We start from the raw sequence: 16,956 nt of genomic DNA, 5'->3' as shown, positions 1-16,956 counted from the left end.
TTTATTAAGTATTTAATTTTTTGGTATGCTAATTATTAGCCTTTCTCGATGATTTCTTCGCCTGTACGACCAATCGCAGCAGAGCAAACACTCATTAGTGAGTTAATGCCTTGGACCGTCGCTGCCTGCATAGTGACTTGGCCTTGCTGCTGAGCAGAAGTCGCATTGTGAGCGCCAGTGCTCAAAGCATGGGAAGTAGAAACCAATAGGTTACCCATTGCCATTGCTGGTGTTTCACCAACTACTTTGGTATTCACTTGAGTGACTGAATCAGTGATTTGTGGATTTACGATTGTTGCTGTCTCTGACATCGGTTAGTTCCTGTTAAATTAATGAATGACAATTTGGATTTGGTTGACGTTGCTAAAACGTCAACCAAATGCGGCTATTCTGTAGAATTTAGCCTCTTTCGATAACTTCTTCGCTCGAGCGACCAATAACTGCAGAACCGACACTCATCAGTGAATTAACACCTTGTACTGTTGCTGCCTGCATAGTGATTTGACCTTGCTGCTGTGCTGACGTCGCATTGTGTGCTGCATTAGACAGTGCGTGCGAAGTAGACATCAGCAAGTTACCCATAGCCATTGCTGGAGTCTCACCGACAACTTTAGTGTTTACTTGAGTTACAGAGTCTGTAATTTGTGCGTTTACCGCAGCTGCTGCTTCTGACATAAGTAGTCTCCTTAATTAGTTAAGTTGTTTTCACTAAGAAAAATAACGATTATTTCTTCTCGATGATTTCTTCACTTGTACGGCCGATAACCGCAGAACCTACGCTCATTAGAGAGTTAACACCTTGCACGGTTGCTGCATGCATAGTGATTTGACCTTGCTGCTGTGCTGATGTCGCATTGTGTGCGCCAGTGCTTAGAGCGTGAGAAGTTGAGACAAGAAGGTTACCCATAGCCATTGCTGGAGTTTCACCAACTACTTTTGTGTTAACTTGAGTAACTGAATCAGTGATTTGTGGGTTTACAGTGGTTGCTGCTTCTGACATGATTTATTTCCTTTTTTAACTTAATTAATTAGATAGTTATCTGTTGTAAATTGACTATTACTTCTTCTCGATGATCTCTTCACTAGTGCGACCAATGACAGCAGAACCAACGCTCATTAGAGAGTTAATGCCTTGTACTGTCGCTGCATGCATAGTGATTTGACCTTGCTGCTGAGCAGAAGTCGCATTATGCGCCCCTGTGCTTAGAGCGTGAGAAGTAGAAATGAGCAAGTTGCCCATTGCCATCGCTGGTGTTTCGCCAACGACTTTAGTATTTACCTGAGTAACTGAATCAGTGATTTGTGGATTTACAGTAGTTGCTACTTCTGACATAGTCTGTTTCCTATTTAATTTAATGGTGTTGTGTTATTTCGATAAGGTTATTAATTACTTTTCGATAATTTCTTCGCCAGTTCTTCCGATTACAGAAGAGCCAACACTTATCAGAGCATTCACTCCCTGAACTGTTGCCGCATGCATTGTTATTTGACCCTGCTGTTGCGACGCGGTGACGTTATGAGATCCAGTACTTAACGCATGTGACGTTGATACTAAAAGGTTTCCCATAGCCATAGCTGGCGCATCTCCAATCACTTGTGTATTTACCTGTGTGACAGAGTCCGTCATCTGAGCATTAACGGCTGCTATTGCCTCAGACATAATGTGCTACCTCCTTTGATTAAGATGATTATTCGCTTGCTCAATGCTTTATCTCTTTCTAATACTCGCCTCTCTAACTCGACCTAAAAGTAGTGATCCAACGTTTGCCAAGGTATTTACCCCTTGGACTGTCGTACCTTGCATCACTATTCGACCTTGATGCTGAGAAGAAGTCGCGTTATGCGCCGTATTACTCAACGCGTGGGACGTTGACATTAGTAAGTTACTCATGGCCATAGCTGGTGTCTCACCAACTACTTTCGTATTTACTTGTGTAACAGAGTCTGTAGTTTGAGCATTTACAGCTGAAACATTGCCTGACATTGTCATACCCTCATTTGGCTACCACCGTAGTGGAGATTATTTAATTAACAATTAATCTTGGTAGAAATTAAAATTATTCAATTGAAATACCTTTTTTAATTATCTTCATGGGAAAAGAATTCCCAGACTCTATAATTGCCATGTTCTTAATAATTATTGGATATTCATCGTTTTCAATAATTTTATCCCTAGGTATCCCACTCATGATTGATATTTTTTTAATTATATTCTCGGTATCATTTTCGTTAGGCGGTGAGAACCTAAATATTATTTTTTCTATAGTTTTTATATTATGTTTATACCTATAAGTCATAAGTGTTTTATAGGCTGCTCTAAAGCCATATTCAACACTAACAAACTCCTCAAAATCATAGTCATGCTTCTTTTCAACTTCACCCAACCATTTGTTGCTTGGTGAGTATCTTATATTTAAAGGATTATTATTTCTTATCCCTCTGCTCATATCTTCAACATTAGAAATACTTTCATCTCTATCTAAAATTGAAAAATTAAACCAATCTAAGTTATTCATATTTTTTTCATCATCGATTAGATAAATCATAGCCATGATAAAAAAGTTCAAAGATAAAGAAATTAAAAGTAGTATATTTTTTCCTATATAAATACCTTTATCATTTTCCATCGTGAATCAAACTATATTCTTCCTCTCTCCTTGTTGCAGTAATATTAATTCTTTTTAGTTCAGTCCCGATAGTCAAAATCAATTAAAAACATATACAAAACAATAAAATTAAAGTCCTAAGTTTAAAGATGTATTTTTTATAATCATTAGGTAAAAATATTAGCAAGTTTAAATACATTTATTACATATGATAGCGATAGTATTAGTTGTTTATGGAACTAAAATAATATGCTTAAGTTCTAATATATAAACAGATGTGGTTTATAACCAAGGTACCCATCAAATGTTCATAGAGCATAAACTCGTGGAAACCTAGGTTTAGGAGATGAGATTAGTTTGTTGAGAGAAGCCTGTCTGACTCATGGTGTATAGCCATTCAGGCTTCAAGGAAGCTATCAGCGAAAGTCAAAATCTTGTATATCACGATTGATCGAACTTTGAGATTTAGCTTTGAAATGAAGAACTAGGTTTGCGAGCTCTGTTTTCGCGTGTTCTTCAGGAAGAGGTTCCTCATACATTGCATCTCTTAAGGCTGGAGGATTGAACCTAGTAATATATGCAGCTGTTAGAATAGAAGTAATGATAGCGTTGTTGTCATTCTTACAGTAACTCAATGTCCTTACACGATGATCATTTGGACACATTTTTTTATACGTAATAGTTTCAGGACAAGTTCTGTAGCCCTCTCCAATTACAAGCTCGTCGGACGATAAAATCCAGCTAGTTTCTTTACCGAGTTTGGTAAAGTTTAGCTTACTATCATCTTCACTATCGAAAACAGGTAGGTCCTGATCAAAACCGAGATTTCGATCAACAACAAAAATCTCAACGCCACGAGTTAAGTTATCAATACAAGTTTTTATCTTATGGGGTTTGTAATCACTATCATAACTCTCTGCATTCATTGACTCAAAACCTGTTCTCTTGATGTCATAAATAACTTCAGCTTTAGGGTATCCATTTGTTCGCAGGTTTCTACATAATGTTTCCGCTTCAAACCTCTCACATTGAGTAAGGATGGATAAAGTTAAGCCTTCATCCACTCCTTGCGTTTGGTCTGGAACTCCCAACAGCTCGATTTGTGTTAACTTTATATTATTATTCACGAAGTAAACTCCTTTATAGATGTTTTGATAATTAAATCACAGCTAGAAAAATCAATCTTGTAATTAACTACTGATTTGTAATTACGATATTATTGATATTTAATATAAAGTTGAATTATTTTTACTATAAATAAAAAAAATTCAATGTAGAATAAAATAAGAACTATTTGGAGTAATTTATAATGAATGATTTTTTAGATAAAAATACTGAAAATACTGAAAATACTCAGTGTGAAGTAAATAAATATGATAATGATAATTTCAATAATGAGGAAAATAAAATATTTAACGATAAAGAGGATCTAGACTGGACGATAGACAATGACTACCTAAATATCTACGAAAACATTGATACTCTATTCGATGATAGTGGATGTGTCTATCATGATGACTTTGACTATTAAAACAAGGTAAATATTTATAGATAATTACCACATAAAGTACGTTAAATCCCCATTAAACCTATTATTAGATCCTATTTTACATCCATCAAACAAGCTTTAAAAATATATATAAATCAAAACCTTATTATTCATTAGCCAAATAGTTATCAAATAATGTGGTCTTAACCCAAAAATTAAGTAACTACGACTTCATTTATTTCCTTGATATAGGCATTTATTAAATGCAACGTTTTGTGGGCCAGGACCAAGGATTTATTTCAATCTATTTTAATAAGTAAAAAACAAATAAACGGATAATTAGCTAATATTTACCTAAAGTTAGTCTAAAATGACAATAAGTTAGTGAATATTAATGTGAAAATTTTATCAAAGTTACTTCATCGGAGTTGATCATGATAAACAACGGAATCATAAATGAAATGAAAAATTGCCCTAACTCTATATTGAATAAACATATTCATATGGCTCAACAATCTAAAAACAAGTTGATAAGTATCTATTGTAGAAATGCGCATCTGATCAAGCTTCATGTTAAAAATTTCCATCTTAATAGTGATAACGATTATGGTAAGTTTTCCGTAATAGATGGAGATCCTAATGTTAAGACTACTATTGATAAAATTAGACTGCTTCTAAAGACAAAAGAAAACATTACTGTATTCATCAATGGTCTGGATCTCTTTGAAGAAGAGGACTATGGCAAGCTACTAAAATTTATTAGAAATATTAAAGAAGATAAGTCGATAAAGTTTATTTTTCCTTTCAATGACACCTCTGTGAAGAAAGGTTTAGTTGATATATTCTTAAGTGATGACTTCTTCAATATTTATATTCCTATCGAACAAAGTAATCATTCAATTGGGTATGATGAGACTTGTGATGATGAACAACAGCTTAAAAATATATTGAGTAGCGAGGAAGATATTGAACATCTTAAAAAATATCATACTTCATTGTATTTAGCAGTCTCATATATATACAAGAATTTATCAAATGATATTACGTTAGAAGAAGTTGCAAAATCCGCATATGTTAGCCCTTCTCATTTGTCTTATCTATTTAGGACTAAGTTAAACACTAAGTTTAAGAAAGTTTTATTTATTCTTAGACTCAACAAGGCAAGAGAGATCATTACTCACAACCCAAGGGTTACACTAACAAATGTTGCTATTCAAGTTGGGTTTTATGATTTAAGTCATTTTGGGAAAATATACCGTAAGTATGAAGGTTCAAACATAGGTGATTTCAGAGATTCCATCCGAAAGCAAAGTTAGGCTAGGACTATGTTTAAAGATTTTTTTAACATTGACGACGAAAGCTATTCGATATCGCTACTATCGGTATCGGATAGCAAGCCCATCACTGATTATTACAAAAGAAACAATAAGTACCTTACTCAATGGGAACCAAGGAGTAATGATAACCTTGAAATGCAATCAAACTGGCAAAAGTATATTTCGTCTATCATAAGAGAGTATAACTTAGCAAGGTTCTTTTCATTCGTAATAAAAGTCGACAGTAAAATAGTTGGAATAATTAATATCAGTGATGTAAAGAAAAAACCACATTATTCTTGCAACATAAGCTATTCCAGTGATTTGGTATACCAAGGTAGAGGAATAATAAAGTCATCGATAAATATTATTTTACAATGGATGGCTAAGTATCAAAAGATTAAATATGTTACTGCATATTGTATGACCAATAATAATAAGTCATTGAAGCTTTTGAATTCACTTAACTTTCAAAGAATAGGCTTATTTGAAGACTATGCGATTGTAAATAACGAGTGGAAAGATTTCTATCTACTCAAAAAAGAATTAACTCAAATATTTTAATTTTTCATCAATAAGTGGAGCAAGATTATGCCAGATTCAGTATGTGAACAAATTACCGACTCTGTTACCCAAACGAATACAAAAACAGTTGCTGAGACACCGGCAATGGCCATGAGCAACTTCATCATGGCAACCAACACTGCAGTGAGTAACAGCAATCAAAATGCCACAGCAGCCCAACAACAAGGCCAAATGCTAATGCAAGCAGCCACAACACAGGGCATTAACGCCATTAATGCGATTGGGTCAGCGTCGATTTCAAAAGCAGCAGAAGCCATTTTAGAAAAGTAACTTCCTAACTTTAAAGGTCCGTAACCATGAATGAACCACCGAAGCCTATTGAAAGCGCAAAGAATACAGCGACACAATCAATCGCACAGTCATCTGCAATGGCTCTATCTGATGCAACTGACAACCTAAGAAATTTATCATCTATTGGCACAACAGCTATAGGTGTTGCACTAGGACAGTTTATAGAGACAGGAGACCCAAAATATCTAGAAGGTATTGATAAAGCTGGAGAAGTAGTGACCCAAGCGATTAGCAACTTCTCAGAGTTAGGTACGAGAGCAAAAGAAAATATCAACTAGATCTCACATTTATCTCAACTTGTTTATTTTGTTAATGGAGCAAAATCATGTCAGAAACTGAAGCAACCAAAGTGAATGCACAAATTACCGATTCAGTTACTCAAGTGAATACTAAAGTGGTCGGAGATACTCCAGCAATGGCGATGGGAAATCTTCTCATGTCTTCATCTCATTCACTCGGTAATGCAGGGTATAACTCAACAGCGGCACTTCAGCAAGGACAAGTTACGATGCAAGCTGCCACGGTCAAGGCCGTAAATTCAATGATCAGTGTAGGCTCAGCAGTTGTTGGCCGCACCAGCGAAGGCATTATTGAAAAGGGTTAGTTGTCAGTACAACAAAGCTAATTGCCTATTCAGTACATTTAATCTTTCAAACACAACAACCCAAAATTTGTATAAAGGAAACATCTTATGTCAGAAGCAGCAACAACAGTAAACGCACAAATCACAGATTCCGTCACGCAAGTAAACACTAAAGTGGTTGGGGAAACCCCGGCAATGGCTATGGGTAACTTGCTGATGTCTACGTCACACGCTCTGTCTAATTCAGCTCACAACGCAACCACAGCCCAGCAGCAGGGCCAAATAACCATGCAAGCGGCAACGGTTCAAGGCATAAACTCTCTTATGAGTGTCGGCTCTGCAGTTATAGGCCGCACGAGCGAAGAGATCATTGAAAAAGGCTAATCACTAACATGTCAAAGCATAGGGTCAACACTCTACTAAAGTTGACCCAAATCCAAACTGTCATTTATTAATTTAAGAGGAACTAACCGATGTCAGAAACAGCAACAATCGTAAACCCACAGATCACTGATTCAGTTACCCAAGTGAATACAAAAGTTGTTGGAGAAACCCCAGCAATGGCCATGGGTAACTTGCTGATGTCTACCTCACACGCTTTATCTAATGCAGCACATAACGCTACCACAGCTCAGCAGCAAGGACAGATTACTATGCAGGCGGCAACAGTCCAAGGCGTTAACGCTATCATGGGTATCGGCTCTGCCGTTATCGGGCGCACTGGTGAAGGTATTGTTGAGAAAGGCTAGCTCGCTCAATAAATAATATAACTATCAATTGGGCGCAGGGTTACATTTCATAATCTGCGCCTCTAGTGAAACTCCTATTTTTCATTTATTATCAATCCCTTCTTGATGGATTAGGAGTTTGTTCATGTCCGACATGTACACCAAACATGTTCACCAGTACGACGCAGCAATTCAAAACAATATTTACAATGCAATGTTTGAGCGTCCCTCCACCATTGAATTACTGAGCAACTTACAAGGAGCCGACGTTTTAGACATGGGCTGCGGCTCAGGTGTTTATGCAAACTGGATACTCAGCCAGTCAATTAAAACATTAACCTGTGTTGATGCATCTTCAGATATGATCAATTTGGTTGAGAGCAAATTTGGACCTCAAGTTAACGCCTATGTACAAAATCTGAATCAAGGCTTGCCCAATGAAGTCTCCAGCAGTGCTGATGTCATCATAAGCCCTCTCGTGCTTCACTATGTTGAGGACCTAGTACCTCTTTTTTCAGAAGTGTACCGAGTGTTAAAGCCTGGTGGCTATATGGTGTTCTCTACTCATCATCCTTTCAATGACTTTTCGGCCAGCCCTTCTTCTAATTACTTTAGGCGCGAATTGATTGAAGAGACTTGGGACACCATAGGTACGCCAGTAAAAGTGAAGTTTTATCGTCGCCCGTTAATGGAAATAACTGAAGCGATTAGTCGCTCTGGATTGATCATTTCAAGAATCACAGAGGGGTGTGCTGACGAGAAAATCCAAACCAAATGTGAGTCCACTTATCGACGGTTAACTAGCCATCCAAACTTTATTTTCTTTCGCTGTGAAAAGCTAAAGCAAACTTAATATTAAGGAAAGGGCTATGATTTCAGGCCTTAATCATATCACGCTCGCTGTGAGCAACTTAGAAACATCTCTCGCGTTTTATATTGAAGTCCTTGGTTTACAAGGTCGGGTAAAGTGGACAAAGGGTGCGTACCTTTGTGCTGGCGACTTATGGTTATGCTTGTCTTGTGATACACCCTGCCCAAGCCAAGATTACAGCCACATCGCATTTAGCGTCGAGGAGGAGAATTTTTCAACACTTTGTCACAAACTTGAACAACACAATGTCAGGGAATGGAAAACCAATCACAGCGAAGGACAGTCAGTCTACTTACTAGACCCCGATGATCATAAGTTGGAGATCCATTGTGGAAATCTAAACACACGCTTAAGCAGTTTACAGCTTGAGCCTTATGAAGGCTTAGAGTGGCTGTAAATAATCATGTTTCACCAACAACATACTCGAGAAAAACATGCAGTCTAATCTCACTATCGCCCTAGCTCAATGTCCCGTTATACGGGGTGACCTTAACACTAATCTGAATCAACATCTTATTCATATAAAGCACGCCGCTTCGTTAGGCGCACAATTGGTCGTTTTTCCGGAGCTATCATTAACTGGCTATGAGCTCGATCTAGCTAATGAGCTAGCGCTAGAATCATCTGTTCGCCTATTTGATGAACTGTCAAAAATCAGCAAAAACAATAATATAATGGTTATTGCAGGATGCTTTTTAGCTTCTAAAGGCACTAAGCCTCACATAGGGTCAGTGATTTGCTCACCCTGCGGTAAGGTTGATTTTTATTCGAAACAATACTTACACCATGGTGAAGAACAATATTGCTCAGCAGGGGAAAAAATTACCAATTTACCATTGGAGAGCATAACATCGCACTGGCTGTGTGTGCTGATTTTTCCAACCCTGAACACGCCCAAAGTGCGATAGAAAATAAAGCTAACCTATACGTCAGGTTATCGACATGATGCAGAAATCTTATCCAAGATAGCGTATCACCACCAATTACCCACCTTATTATGTAACCATATTTCTCGTACTGGAGGGTGGGAAACATGTGGCAACAACAGTGTCTGGTCCTCAAATGGTGAGCAAGTGGCAGGATCTAACAACAAGCGTTCCGGTGCCTTATTATGCTCTCTTGATCAATCAGGCATAGCCGGAAAGTTTCATCCCCTAGTAGCAGAGGCTATTGTATGAGAAATATAAACCTCAGACAGATTATCTATAACCAAAAAGGTGTATTGGAAAATATCTTTTCTTATTATGTTTATGATATGTCTGAATTTCTTGGGTTAAACATCACTGATAATGGCCTGTTTACCTTTGATAAAAACAGCCTTACTCCATATTGGCACCAGAATGATCACAAGCCATATTTTATTTATGTAGAGAATGAAATTGCCGGATTTGTGCTTTTAAGAAGATACCCTGAATGTAAAAGTATCTGGGACATTGAACAGTATTTTGTACTGAAGAAGTTCAAAGGTCAGGGAGTAGGGAAACGCGCTTTTCAGCAACTGACTGAAAAGTACCCAGGACAATGGCAAGTTAGAATACTAAAAGAAAATAAAGTGGCAATGAGATTCTGGTTAGCCACAATTGAAAGTATTGTGAAAACAGATTACCTGTCAGAATTTGCGATTGATGTTGATCTAGAAATGCATTTTATCCGCTTTCGTATTTAAATATCTCTAAAAACGCCCCGCTTTTATTAATAGACTTGCGATTATCTCTGGTTACTGTAGTTTGTTTGCTACCTTTAGCCGATTCCCCTTTAGGCTTGGTCATTTTTAAACTTTAGGTAAATACTGTATGTCGCTCACGGATATTAAATTTATTGCCTCCGACATGGATGGGACTCTCTTAGACGAAAACGGTCAGCTTAACCCAGAATTTTTTGCTGTTTTTGAGCAACTGGAGCAGAAAAACATTAGATTTGCCGCTGCTTCCGGCCGTCAATACTACAGCTTAAGAGATACATTTGAACCGATTAAAGATCGCATGATATTTATCGCAGAAAATGGCACTCTGGTGATGCATCAAGATAAGGAATTATACTGCTGCACTATTGCTAACGAATCCATTAAAGCGATTATATCGCAGACACGAGAAATCGCAGACGCACACATTGTGTTATGTGGTAAGCGCTCAGCCTATATTGAAACTCAAGATCCACAAGCACTTGAGGAAATTTCTCATTATTATCACCGCTGCCAAACCGTTAATGACCTACTGAGTGTCGAAGATGAGTTTATTAAAGTCGCGATATGTCATTTCAACGGAACGCAGGAACACGTTTTCCCGAAAATGAACACACAATTCGGACACTCTCATCAGGTGGTCGTTAGCGCCAAGATATGGCTTGATGTGATGAATATTGATGCATCAAAAGGCGCAGCCATCAAGCACCTTCAAAAGACATTAGGTTTCAATCATCAACAAACGATGAGTTTCGGTGACTATTTAAATGATTTAGAAATGCTGGAAGAAAGCTATTACTCTTATGCGATGGATAATGCGCATGAAACCATCAAAAAGACCGCCAAATTCAGAGCACCCAGTAACCATGAAGATGGCGTTATCAAGGTGCTCAAACAGTTGATATAGAGAGAATGGCAATAGCTCACTATGCAGTATCGAGATGCTGAGCATGATAGGCTTTTGCCTCTTCTCTCCCCATATATTTTCCTAATGTGTTGGTAGGTACCGCAGTGAGATCTACAACAATCAAGCCATCTAACGCATAGTTAAAGGCTGGATCAACATTAAAGCACACTAACTTACCGTGTAAACCAAGATATTGTCTCAGTAATACGGGGACTCCCATTCCTTGATCCAAGCGCTCTAATACTTTGGAGAGCAAAGGTAAATCTGCTAACGAAGTCAACATATCTGGACGCCAGAATTCTTGCCCGCTTTCTCTAAGCGGTGTGGTGGGAGAAACTAACTTGGCTTTTTCTTCATCGTAATAATGCACTGACATCACAGAAGCAATAAGCTGACGAGCCACCGGGCTATAATCATTACTAATACTCACAGGGCCGAACAAGTGGGTATATTTAGGGTGACGCTGAACAAACTTCGCAATGCCTTTCCACAATAACAGTAGAGAATGTATATTGCGCTGATATTGCTTCGCCACAACAGAGCGACCAACTTCAATCGATTGACCCAATGTTTGTAAAAAAGCGAGATCATAGTTAAATAAGCTCGTTGAGTAGAGCTGTTCTAATCCACCATTTTCCATTAACTCATCAACGAACCCAAGTCGATAAGCCCCCACCAAATCCTTATTTTTTCTATGCCAAACAAACAGCTGGTGATAATTAGGATCGTAATTGTCGATATCACACGCCAAGCCACTACCCTCGCCTACTTCACGAAAGCTCAGCTCTCTCACTCGTCCTATCTCTTTCATCATATGTGGAATAGAAGGTGTCGGGGCGCAATAAACTTCAAAGTCACCTTGCTCTAAAAGCTTGTATTCCTCAATCTGACTCAATTCAGTTTGTAAGTCATCCGATTCAACTGGGTCAACAATGGGTAAACCACTCTCCAATGTCGAATCAATAGCGTTTGATTTACCGCCCATGCTACCCATTAAGTAGGTATTGAGGCGCAGATATTGGGTAATATCACTCTCTTTTTCAAATCCCTTTATTTCTGAAAATGGAATAGGATTACCCACTGACACAGAAATGGTTTGACCCGCTTTATTTAGCAGCTCACGCCCTAGCAAAGCCGTTCTCAATAGTGGATGAATCCGTCCCGCTTGATAAAATAGCTTACTGTTTCTCCCGTTAATAAAAATAGGAACTGTGGTGGCTTGAGCATGCTTAACAAACTTGGCCACCGATTTGTTCCAAGCTTTATCTGTCACCTTATTATCATGAGCCTGCCAAGCTGACACTTCACCAGCGGGGAATAGAATGAGCACTCCACCTTTCTGCAAATGCTTATGCGCAGATTTAATCGCTTTGCTATTCGTGAGCCGTGCTTGTTTACCACCAAACACATCCACGCCAATAAATAGGTCATCCAATTCTGGAATTCGCTTTAGAAGCTCGTTGGCCAGTACTTTAACGTCCTTACGTACTTTTGAAATCAGTGACGCAAGAATAATCCCTTCAATTCCCCCAAATGGATGATTAGCAACAATCAGCAACGGCCCCTCTTCAGGGATGCTGTCCAAGCTACCGTAATCCACTCGATATTGCGTTCCAATACGATTGAGTGCTTCATGCATGAAATCAAAACTATCTTCAGGCAGCTCATCTTGCATATACAAAGCATCTAAAGTCGACAAACCAGTCGCCCACTCCACCACGCTTTCTCCAATGCCAAAAGGCGTTTTACGAGGCAATCGAAAAGGACTTTTCTGCATACTACTCTCCTTTAACTAGAAGACTTCGAGTGAACGAACCTTCCGTCTTAACATCTCGGATAAACAAGAAAACACCACATGCCCATACAATACAGGCCATACCAAACAGCAAACCACCATCGTCTCCGACAATCTCACCCATGGCATTAAATTCAGGCATTACCACCCCAAGAGGGGTAAAGAGATGGAAGAAAATTGCTCCGGTCATAATTCCTGCACTCATTGCGGCTCCCACACCATGAAATCGGGTAAAAAGTAGCACTGAAGCAATCAATTCAGCAAAACCAATTAGATACCCCCCATAGACGCCAAACCACTCAATACCTGACCATTCACCTAAAGTACCAAAGATATGATCAGTCTCATAAGAGCCTGAGAATTTAAAGAACAGCGATTGAATAAATACAAACGCGATAAAGGCAGAAGGAATATGTTTTACCGGAGAAATTTTCATCATCAAAGTCCTTTTTTTATTTGATCAGATTTGGCCAATTAACATCAGCTTTTTTAATATGACCAGCGCGATCATTATCCCAAAGTTTTTTTACATCTTCGTTGTAATTAAGATACAGTTTGCCATCAACGATCGCCCATTGCTCAGGGTCTGAAGAAGCAAAATCATTCTTAGCCGAAACCGCCCAAGCGCAGTAACCACCATATTGTGGTGCGTAAGCTTCAGGGTCTGCTTTGAATTTGTCTAAATTCTCCTGAGAAGAAAAGTACCAATCAGCACCTTGATATTCGAATTTCCATTTACTGTCTCCTTCAACCGGTTTTCCTTCCGTAAAATAGGCTACGGTGTCGTATCCACTTACCGCTTTATTACTAAAGATACCGGTGGATATTTTGTCCGCAGACCAAGAAGGCCAACTGATCAATAACATTAAAACGGCCAATAACTTCTTCATTTAAAAACTCCTTGCTCTGTCATATTAATCATTAAACATTTCTTTACTATTTCAAAATCTATACAGCCAGTATCATCAATCGATTGGTAGTGCATTTCCTGTTTGTCAGCACAAACCAATACTGAAGTAAAACTGACCGTTCTGGCATCATCTCGCGACATCAAAGGTGAGAGATGCGGGCAATCTTTATCGCGATTAAGGTGAAAAAGAACCCCGTGATGTTGTTTATCATTGGACTGGCGTAATCTTTCATATAACTCGATTCTGTAACGGTGAGCAGCCTGGAAATGCTTAGACGCAGATATCACTGGAGTATTCACAACAGATTGTTGCAACTCTTTACCGTCCCATGTCCACGCATTCGCTTGCTTAGATCCGCTGAGGTCAAACGAAACTAATGTAAAAGGAGCACAAGAAGATAAGTCCATCTCTGATAGTCGTGCATTAACTGCTAAACTGGAGTCACTGCCTGCCAGAGCTCTGACGACCAAGCCTCTACTTGTAAGGATCCCCTGCGGTGACTGCCCTTGATAGTAATTGAGTAAACAAATAGTCACTCCATATTGATTGGTGGATATCCAGCTTCCACCGCCAACAGAATCAATGGGCATCAAACAATTAGTATCATCAATAATTAAACCCTGAGGTTCAATTGCGGCAAGACGAGTCCGCTGCTCATCGCGATTAAAATACACTTCATAATGATCACGGTTGTGATAGGTCCAAGATAGTGTACACATAATCTACTGTGCCCTCTGATAGGTTACTGTCGCTGGGGCAAGCCCAAAATCAGTCTCGGATGCGATGCCTTTTAAAGAGGCCATGACTTTAATCATCGCAAAATGATGAGTCGCATGGAGCGCAGCAAAGGTCAATTCGCGGGCCAGAGAAGACTGAACTTCTTGCGCACAAGTTTGAGATAACAGTACTTCAGTCTCGACAATAACGATTTGTTTTAGGCGATTGGCAGGCAACTCAAATAACCATTCGATTAGCTGTTTTATTTCCTGCTTAGCTGTATTGATTTCTCTTTCAACGTGATGACCACGTCGCCTGACGTTGTAATCAATCTTATCGCAGTCAAGTCGGATCGCATGGAAAAGGTCGAGCCAATGGCGATAATGCTCTCCAATAGAGCTGGTCACATGTGGGGCAACGACAAACGTGTAGTCTTCTGGAGAAAGTCTCTCTAAAAACTCTAGCCCTTGATTGAGAGTTTCAAGGCACCCAATAACGGTTTGAGAAGGCATAGATTGACTCAATTCTTCTGAGCCAGTCGGTATATTTTTCATAATATGTCCTACAAGCAGTGCAATTAATCTGTCATTGGGTAGAGCTGGGTTAGCAGTTTTTCCTCTCGCCAGGCCTGTAACAATGCGCCTAGGGTAGGGGTCTTATGACCTTGTTTTTTGTGCTTCGAACCAATTTGGTACAACAAACGATACTGCTGAAGCAAAGTGCCAAAAATATGTGATAAGGAGGTGTCGCTATCCCAAATGTGGGCTGCTTCACTACTGGCTCCGTTAATTTCTAAGATATCGAAATCTTCTCCAGACATTAGCTTATGAATATCTCTAAATTTCACATCCAATCGACCATAGTTGAAGCCAGTGAAATCTCCCAATACCTGATCCAATTTCTGCTCAAGCTCTGGCGTAATAAATTGATTGCCATTACGGAAAATACATCCTCTTGAGTGACTACCAGCAAATGCCAACTGAAATTCGTCTCCTTTTGGTATAACAAGCCCCAGATGTTCCTCATGACGTGGGAGGTACAAATGCTTTAATTGTCCTGCCCTTGGACAGCTTTCAATCAACTGTTTGAGCGTCGATTGACCATCTCCCACAACAGAAGGAGAATATTTCAAAGTAATCGAAATAACTTTTCCGCACTTTTCTTCAGGCTGACGTACGTAGAAAATACCCGCTTCCGCCCGATAGCCAGATTTTTCTTGGAGTAAAAAGCGCCCTTGTTGGGGGAAAAGATCAATGTAGTCTCGCAGCTGTTGGTCATTTTTAACTAACTTCACTCCTACCCCTCGACAACCAAGATCGGGCTTAGCAACCAGTGGATAGCACAATGCATGCTGCTGCATATTATCTTTGATAGTAATAAATTGTTTCGCAGGATCAGCTTGTGTTTTCTCTATCGTAATAAAGGGCAAAATCCATTGGCGTGTTCGTTCTCCAGCGGCACCAAAAATGTCATGTTTCGACTCTCCAACCATACCACTCAGTTTGATGGCTGGATTGGCAATCAGAGGGAGCGCCCAGTCTCTGTAATACAGACTTAAGATGGCACTTTGTGCCACAACGGGTGCGTAGACAAACCACGCTGGCAGAAACTCAAACGGCGAAATAGTCCGTTTAGGGGCAGGAAGTATTGGCATACCACCATTCACTTTGCCGTGTGGAATTATTTGAATATTATCGAACGTTGTCATACATGCCTCTTAATAAGGTCGTTGTAATAATTTTGTTTAGCATCCACATTAAGCATAGCCCCACTGGTATCAGAGCCCAGATAATGTGGCTATCTTTGAGCCAAGCCACATTCCCCAGCTGATAAAATGAGCCAAAAATCAAAATCGTCCAAAGTGAGGTTGCACTGATAACCGCAATTAAAAAGCGCAAAATAGGAATATCGATAAAACCGCTCAAGGTAAAGGCGACGGTGCGAAGCCCTGGAATAAATCGAACGATAAACAAAGTTAAGAATGCATTCTGGTGCAACTTCCTATTGATCAGCCGAACTCGCTGATACTGAAACATACGATATCGCAGCCACCGAACTCGCTGAGCGCTTTTGCCCATGAAGTACAGACCTAGGTCGCCGGTCGCGATCCCGACAAAAATCGCAAACAATGCTGTGCCCATTGGCATTACATCCTGCACTGCAAGTGTCGCCGCCGTAACAATAGCCAAATCTTCAAGGAGATAAGAAAGTATAATGATGCCAATAAATAGTGCGAGAATAGACGAGTTTCCAGCGTATAACCACGCCTGTACCTGATTTGCTAGCTCCATTTCAACCTCGACTTTCTTACAAAAACCACTACGCTACATCCTGACTAAAGCCAAGCCTTCAGTGAGCGTCTTAGTTAACTAGATAGAAATACATCTAATAAAATTTCACCTAAATACAAATTAGTTGAAAAAAAACGCCATGAATAGGAAATCATGGCGTTTTTGTTCGATCTTGATTCGCTTAG

28 protein-coding genes are annotated in these 16,956 nt (G+C 39.3%); 13 read left to right on the top strand and 15 right to left on the bottom strand.

Features of this window, described 5'->3' with window-relative positions; all coding sequences use genetic code 11:
* Positions 1 to 35: 35 nt before the first annotated feature.
* From DPF90_RS05615 to DPF90_RS05580, 8 genes are all read right to left on the bottom strand, one after another.
* Positions 36 to 311 carry a RebB family R body protein gene (locus DPF90_RS05615; protein ID WP_114785347.1) on the bottom strand — a complete coding sequence of 92 codons (276 nt, stop codon included), beginning with the start codon at positions 309 to 311 and terminating at the stop codon, positions 36 to 38.
* Between the two features lie 88 nt (positions 312 to 399).
* Positions 400 to 675, bottom strand: coding sequence for a RebB family R body protein (locus tag DPF90_RS05610; RefSeq protein WP_114785346.1), 276 nt, complete (start codon positions 673 to 675; stop codon positions 400 to 402).
* Between the two features lie 49 nt (positions 676 to 724).
* The gene (locus DPF90_RS05605) at positions 725 to 1,000 is read right to left on the bottom strand and encodes a RebB family R body protein (protein ID WP_114785345.1); all 276 of its coding nucleotides are present in this window, start codon (positions 998 to 1,000) and stop codon (positions 725 to 727) included.
* 57 nt (positions 1,001 to 1,057) lie between these two features.
* On the bottom strand, positions 1,058 to 1,333 hold the full coding sequence (locus DPF90_RS05600) for a RebB family R body protein (protein WP_114785344.1): 276 nt from the start codon (positions 1,331 to 1,333) through the stop codon (positions 1,058 to 1,060).
* Positions 1,334 to 1,387: 54 nt separating this feature from the next.
* Positions 1,388 to 1,660 carry a RebB family R body protein gene (locus DPF90_RS05595; RefSeq protein ID WP_114785343.1) on the bottom strand — a complete coding sequence of 91 codons (273 nt, stop codon included), beginning with the start codon at positions 1,658 to 1,660 and terminating at the stop codon, positions 1,388 to 1,390.
* A gap of 48 nt (positions 1,661 to 1,708) precedes the next feature.
* The gene (locus DPF90_RS05590; RefSeq protein ID WP_114785342.1) at positions 1,709 to 1,984 is read right to left on the bottom strand and encodes a RebB family R body protein; all 276 of its coding nucleotides are present in this window, start codon (positions 1,982 to 1,984) and stop codon (positions 1,709 to 1,711) included.
* A 73-nt stretch (positions 1,985 to 2,057) separates the two neighbouring features.
* Entirely contained in the window at positions 2,058 to 2,627 is a 570-nt protein-coding gene (locus DPF90_RS05585; protein WP_114785341.1) for a structural protein P5, read from the bottom strand.
* A gap of 395 nt (positions 2,628 to 3,022) precedes the next feature.
* Positions 3,023 to 3,733 (bottom strand): hypothetical protein, encoded by a 711-nt coding sequence (locus tag DPF90_RS05580; RefSeq protein WP_114785340.1) that lies wholly within the window; start codon positions 3,731 to 3,733, stop codon positions 3,023 to 3,025.
* Positions 3,734 to 3,915: 182 nt separating this feature from the next.
* On the opposite strand from DPF90_RS05580, the gene DPF90_RS05575 reads away from it, so the two are divergent.
* From DPF90_RS05575 to DPF90_RS05515, 13 genes are all read left to right on the top strand, one after another.
* Positions 3,916 to 4,137, top strand: coding sequence for a hypothetical protein (locus DPF90_RS05575; RefSeq protein WP_114785339.1), 222 nt, complete (start codon positions 3,916 to 3,918; stop codon positions 4,135 to 4,137).
* 461 nt (positions 4,138 to 4,598) lie between these two features.
* Positions 4,599 to 5,411 (top strand): helix-turn-helix domain-containing protein, encoded by an 813-nt coding sequence (locus DPF90_RS05570; protein ID WP_240314470.1) that lies wholly within the window; start codon positions 4,599 to 4,601, stop codon positions 5,409 to 5,411.
* A 9-nt stretch (positions 5,412 to 5,420) separates the two neighbouring features.
* Positions 5,421 to 5,975, top strand: coding sequence for a GNAT family N-acetyltransferase (locus tag DPF90_RS20590; RefSeq protein WP_114785337.1), 555 nt, complete (start codon positions 5,421 to 5,423; stop codon positions 5,973 to 5,975).
* 27 nt (positions 5,976 to 6,002) lie between these two features.
* Positions 6,003 to 6,266 (top strand): RebB family R body protein, encoded by a 264-nt coding sequence (locus DPF90_RS05560; RefSeq protein ID WP_114785336.1) that lies wholly within the window; start codon positions 6,003 to 6,005, stop codon positions 6,264 to 6,266.
* A 26-nt stretch (positions 6,267 to 6,292) separates the two neighbouring features.
* The gene (locus DPF90_RS05555) at positions 6,293 to 6,565 is read left to right on the top strand and encodes a hypothetical protein (RefSeq protein WP_114785335.1); all 273 of its coding nucleotides are present in this window, start codon (positions 6,293 to 6,295) and stop codon (positions 6,563 to 6,565) included.
* Positions 6,566 to 6,612: 47 nt separating this feature from the next.
* Entirely contained in the window at positions 6,613 to 6,891 is a 279-nt protein-coding gene (locus DPF90_RS05550; protein WP_114785334.1) for a RebB family R body protein, read from the top strand.
* 87 nt (positions 6,892 to 6,978) lie between these two features.
* Positions 6,979 to 7,254 carry a RebB family R body protein gene (locus DPF90_RS05545; RefSeq protein WP_114785333.1) on the top strand — a complete coding sequence of 92 codons (276 nt, stop codon included), beginning with the start codon at positions 6,979 to 6,981 and terminating at the stop codon, positions 7,252 to 7,254.
* A gap of 89 nt (positions 7,255 to 7,343) precedes the next feature.
* Entirely contained in the window at positions 7,344 to 7,619 is a 276-nt protein-coding gene (locus DPF90_RS05540) for a RebB family R body protein (RefSeq protein ID WP_114785332.1), read from the top strand.
* Between the two features lie 124 nt (positions 7,620 to 7,743).
* Positions 7,744 to 8,451 carry a class I SAM-dependent DNA methyltransferase gene (locus tag DPF90_RS05535; RefSeq protein ID WP_114785331.1) on the top strand — a complete coding sequence of 236 codons (708 nt, stop codon included), beginning with the start codon at positions 7,744 to 7,746 and terminating at the stop codon, positions 8,449 to 8,451.
* Between the two features lie 16 nt (positions 8,452 to 8,467).
* Positions 8,468 to 8,866, top strand: a complete 399-nt coding sequence (gene fos / locus DPF90_RS05530) for a fosfomycin resistance glutathione transferase (protein ID WP_114785330.1) — start codon at positions 8,468 to 8,470, stop codon at positions 8,864 to 8,866.
* Positions 8,867 to 8,903: 37 nt separating this feature from the next.
* Positions 8,904 to 9,377: a carbon-nitrogen hydrolase family protein gene (locus DPF90_RS20540; protein WP_338062859.1), complete on the top strand. Its 474-nt coding sequence runs from the start codon at positions 8,904 to 8,906 to the stop codon at positions 9,375 to 9,377.
* Between the two features lie 266 nt (positions 9,378 to 9,643).
* Complete coding sequence (locus DPF90_RS05520; RefSeq protein ID WP_240314469.1) at positions 9,644 to 10,135, top strand: GNAT family N-acetyltransferase; 492 nt, start codon at positions 9,644 to 9,646, stop codon at positions 10,133 to 10,135.
* A gap of 127 nt (positions 10,136 to 10,262) precedes the next feature.
* Positions 10,263 to 11,057, top strand: coding sequence for a Cof-type HAD-IIB family hydrolase (locus DPF90_RS05515; RefSeq protein WP_114785329.1), 795 nt, complete (start codon positions 10,263 to 10,265; stop codon positions 11,055 to 11,057).
* Between the two features lie 19 nt (positions 11,058 to 11,076).
* On the opposite strand, the gene DPF90_RS05510 is transcribed toward DPF90_RS05515, so the two are convergent.
* Genes DPF90_RS05510 through DPF90_RS05480 form a run of 7 tightly spaced genes read right to left on the bottom strand, consistent with a single transcriptional unit; the run spans position 11,077 to position 16,771 of the window.
* Positions 11,077 to 12,834, bottom strand: coding sequence for a lysophospholipid acyltransferase family protein (locus DPF90_RS05510; RefSeq protein ID WP_114785328.1), 1,758 nt, complete (start codon positions 12,832 to 12,834; stop codon positions 11,077 to 11,079).
* A gap of 1 nt (position 12,835) precedes the next feature.
* Positions 12,836 to 13,288: a hypothetical protein gene (locus DPF90_RS05505; RefSeq protein WP_114785327.1), complete on the bottom strand. Its 453-nt coding sequence runs from the start codon at positions 13,286 to 13,288 to the stop codon at positions 12,836 to 12,838.
* Between the two features lie 16 nt (positions 13,289 to 13,304).
* A complete protein-coding gene (locus DPF90_RS05500) occupies positions 13,305 to 13,742 on the bottom strand; it encodes a YHS domain-containing (seleno)protein (RefSeq protein WP_114785326.1) in 438 nt (145 codons plus the stop codon).
* Positions 13,739 to 14,482, bottom strand: a complete 744-nt coding sequence (locus tag DPF90_RS05495) for an NRDE family protein (RefSeq protein WP_114785325.1) — start codon at positions 14,480 to 14,482, stop codon at positions 13,739 to 13,741. Before DPF90_RS05495 ends, DPF90_RS05500 begins: the two co-directional genes overlap by 4 nt.
* Positions 14,483 to 14,485: 3 nt before the next feature.
* The gene (locus DPF90_RS05490) at positions 14,486 to 15,034 is read right to left on the bottom strand and encodes a DinB family protein (protein ID WP_114785324.1); all 549 of its coding nucleotides are present in this window, start codon (positions 15,032 to 15,034) and stop codon (positions 14,486 to 14,488) included.
* Between the two features lie 23 nt (positions 15,035 to 15,057).
* Positions 15,058 to 16,188 carry a D-alanine--D-alanine ligase gene (locus DPF90_RS05485; protein ID WP_114785323.1) on the bottom strand — a complete coding sequence of 377 codons (1,131 nt, stop codon included), beginning with the start codon at positions 16,186 to 16,188 and terminating at the stop codon, positions 15,058 to 15,060.
* Positions 16,172 to 16,771: a DedA family protein gene (locus DPF90_RS05480; RefSeq protein WP_114785322.1), complete on the bottom strand. Its 600-nt coding sequence runs from the start codon at positions 16,769 to 16,771 to the stop codon at positions 16,172 to 16,174. Before DPF90_RS05480 ends, DPF90_RS05485 begins: the two co-directional genes overlap by 17 nt.
* Positions 16,772 to 16,956: the final 185 nt, after the last annotated feature.

It is taken from the genome of Vibrio tetraodonis, assembly GCF_003350295.1.
In the GTDB taxonomy this organism is placed as follows: domain Bacteria; phylum Pseudomonadota; class Gammaproteobacteria; order Enterobacterales; family Vibrionaceae; genus Vibrio; species Vibrio tetraodonis.
Note: the sequence above shows the minus strand (reverse complement) of the source record. Positions and strands in the feature narration are given on the sequence as shown.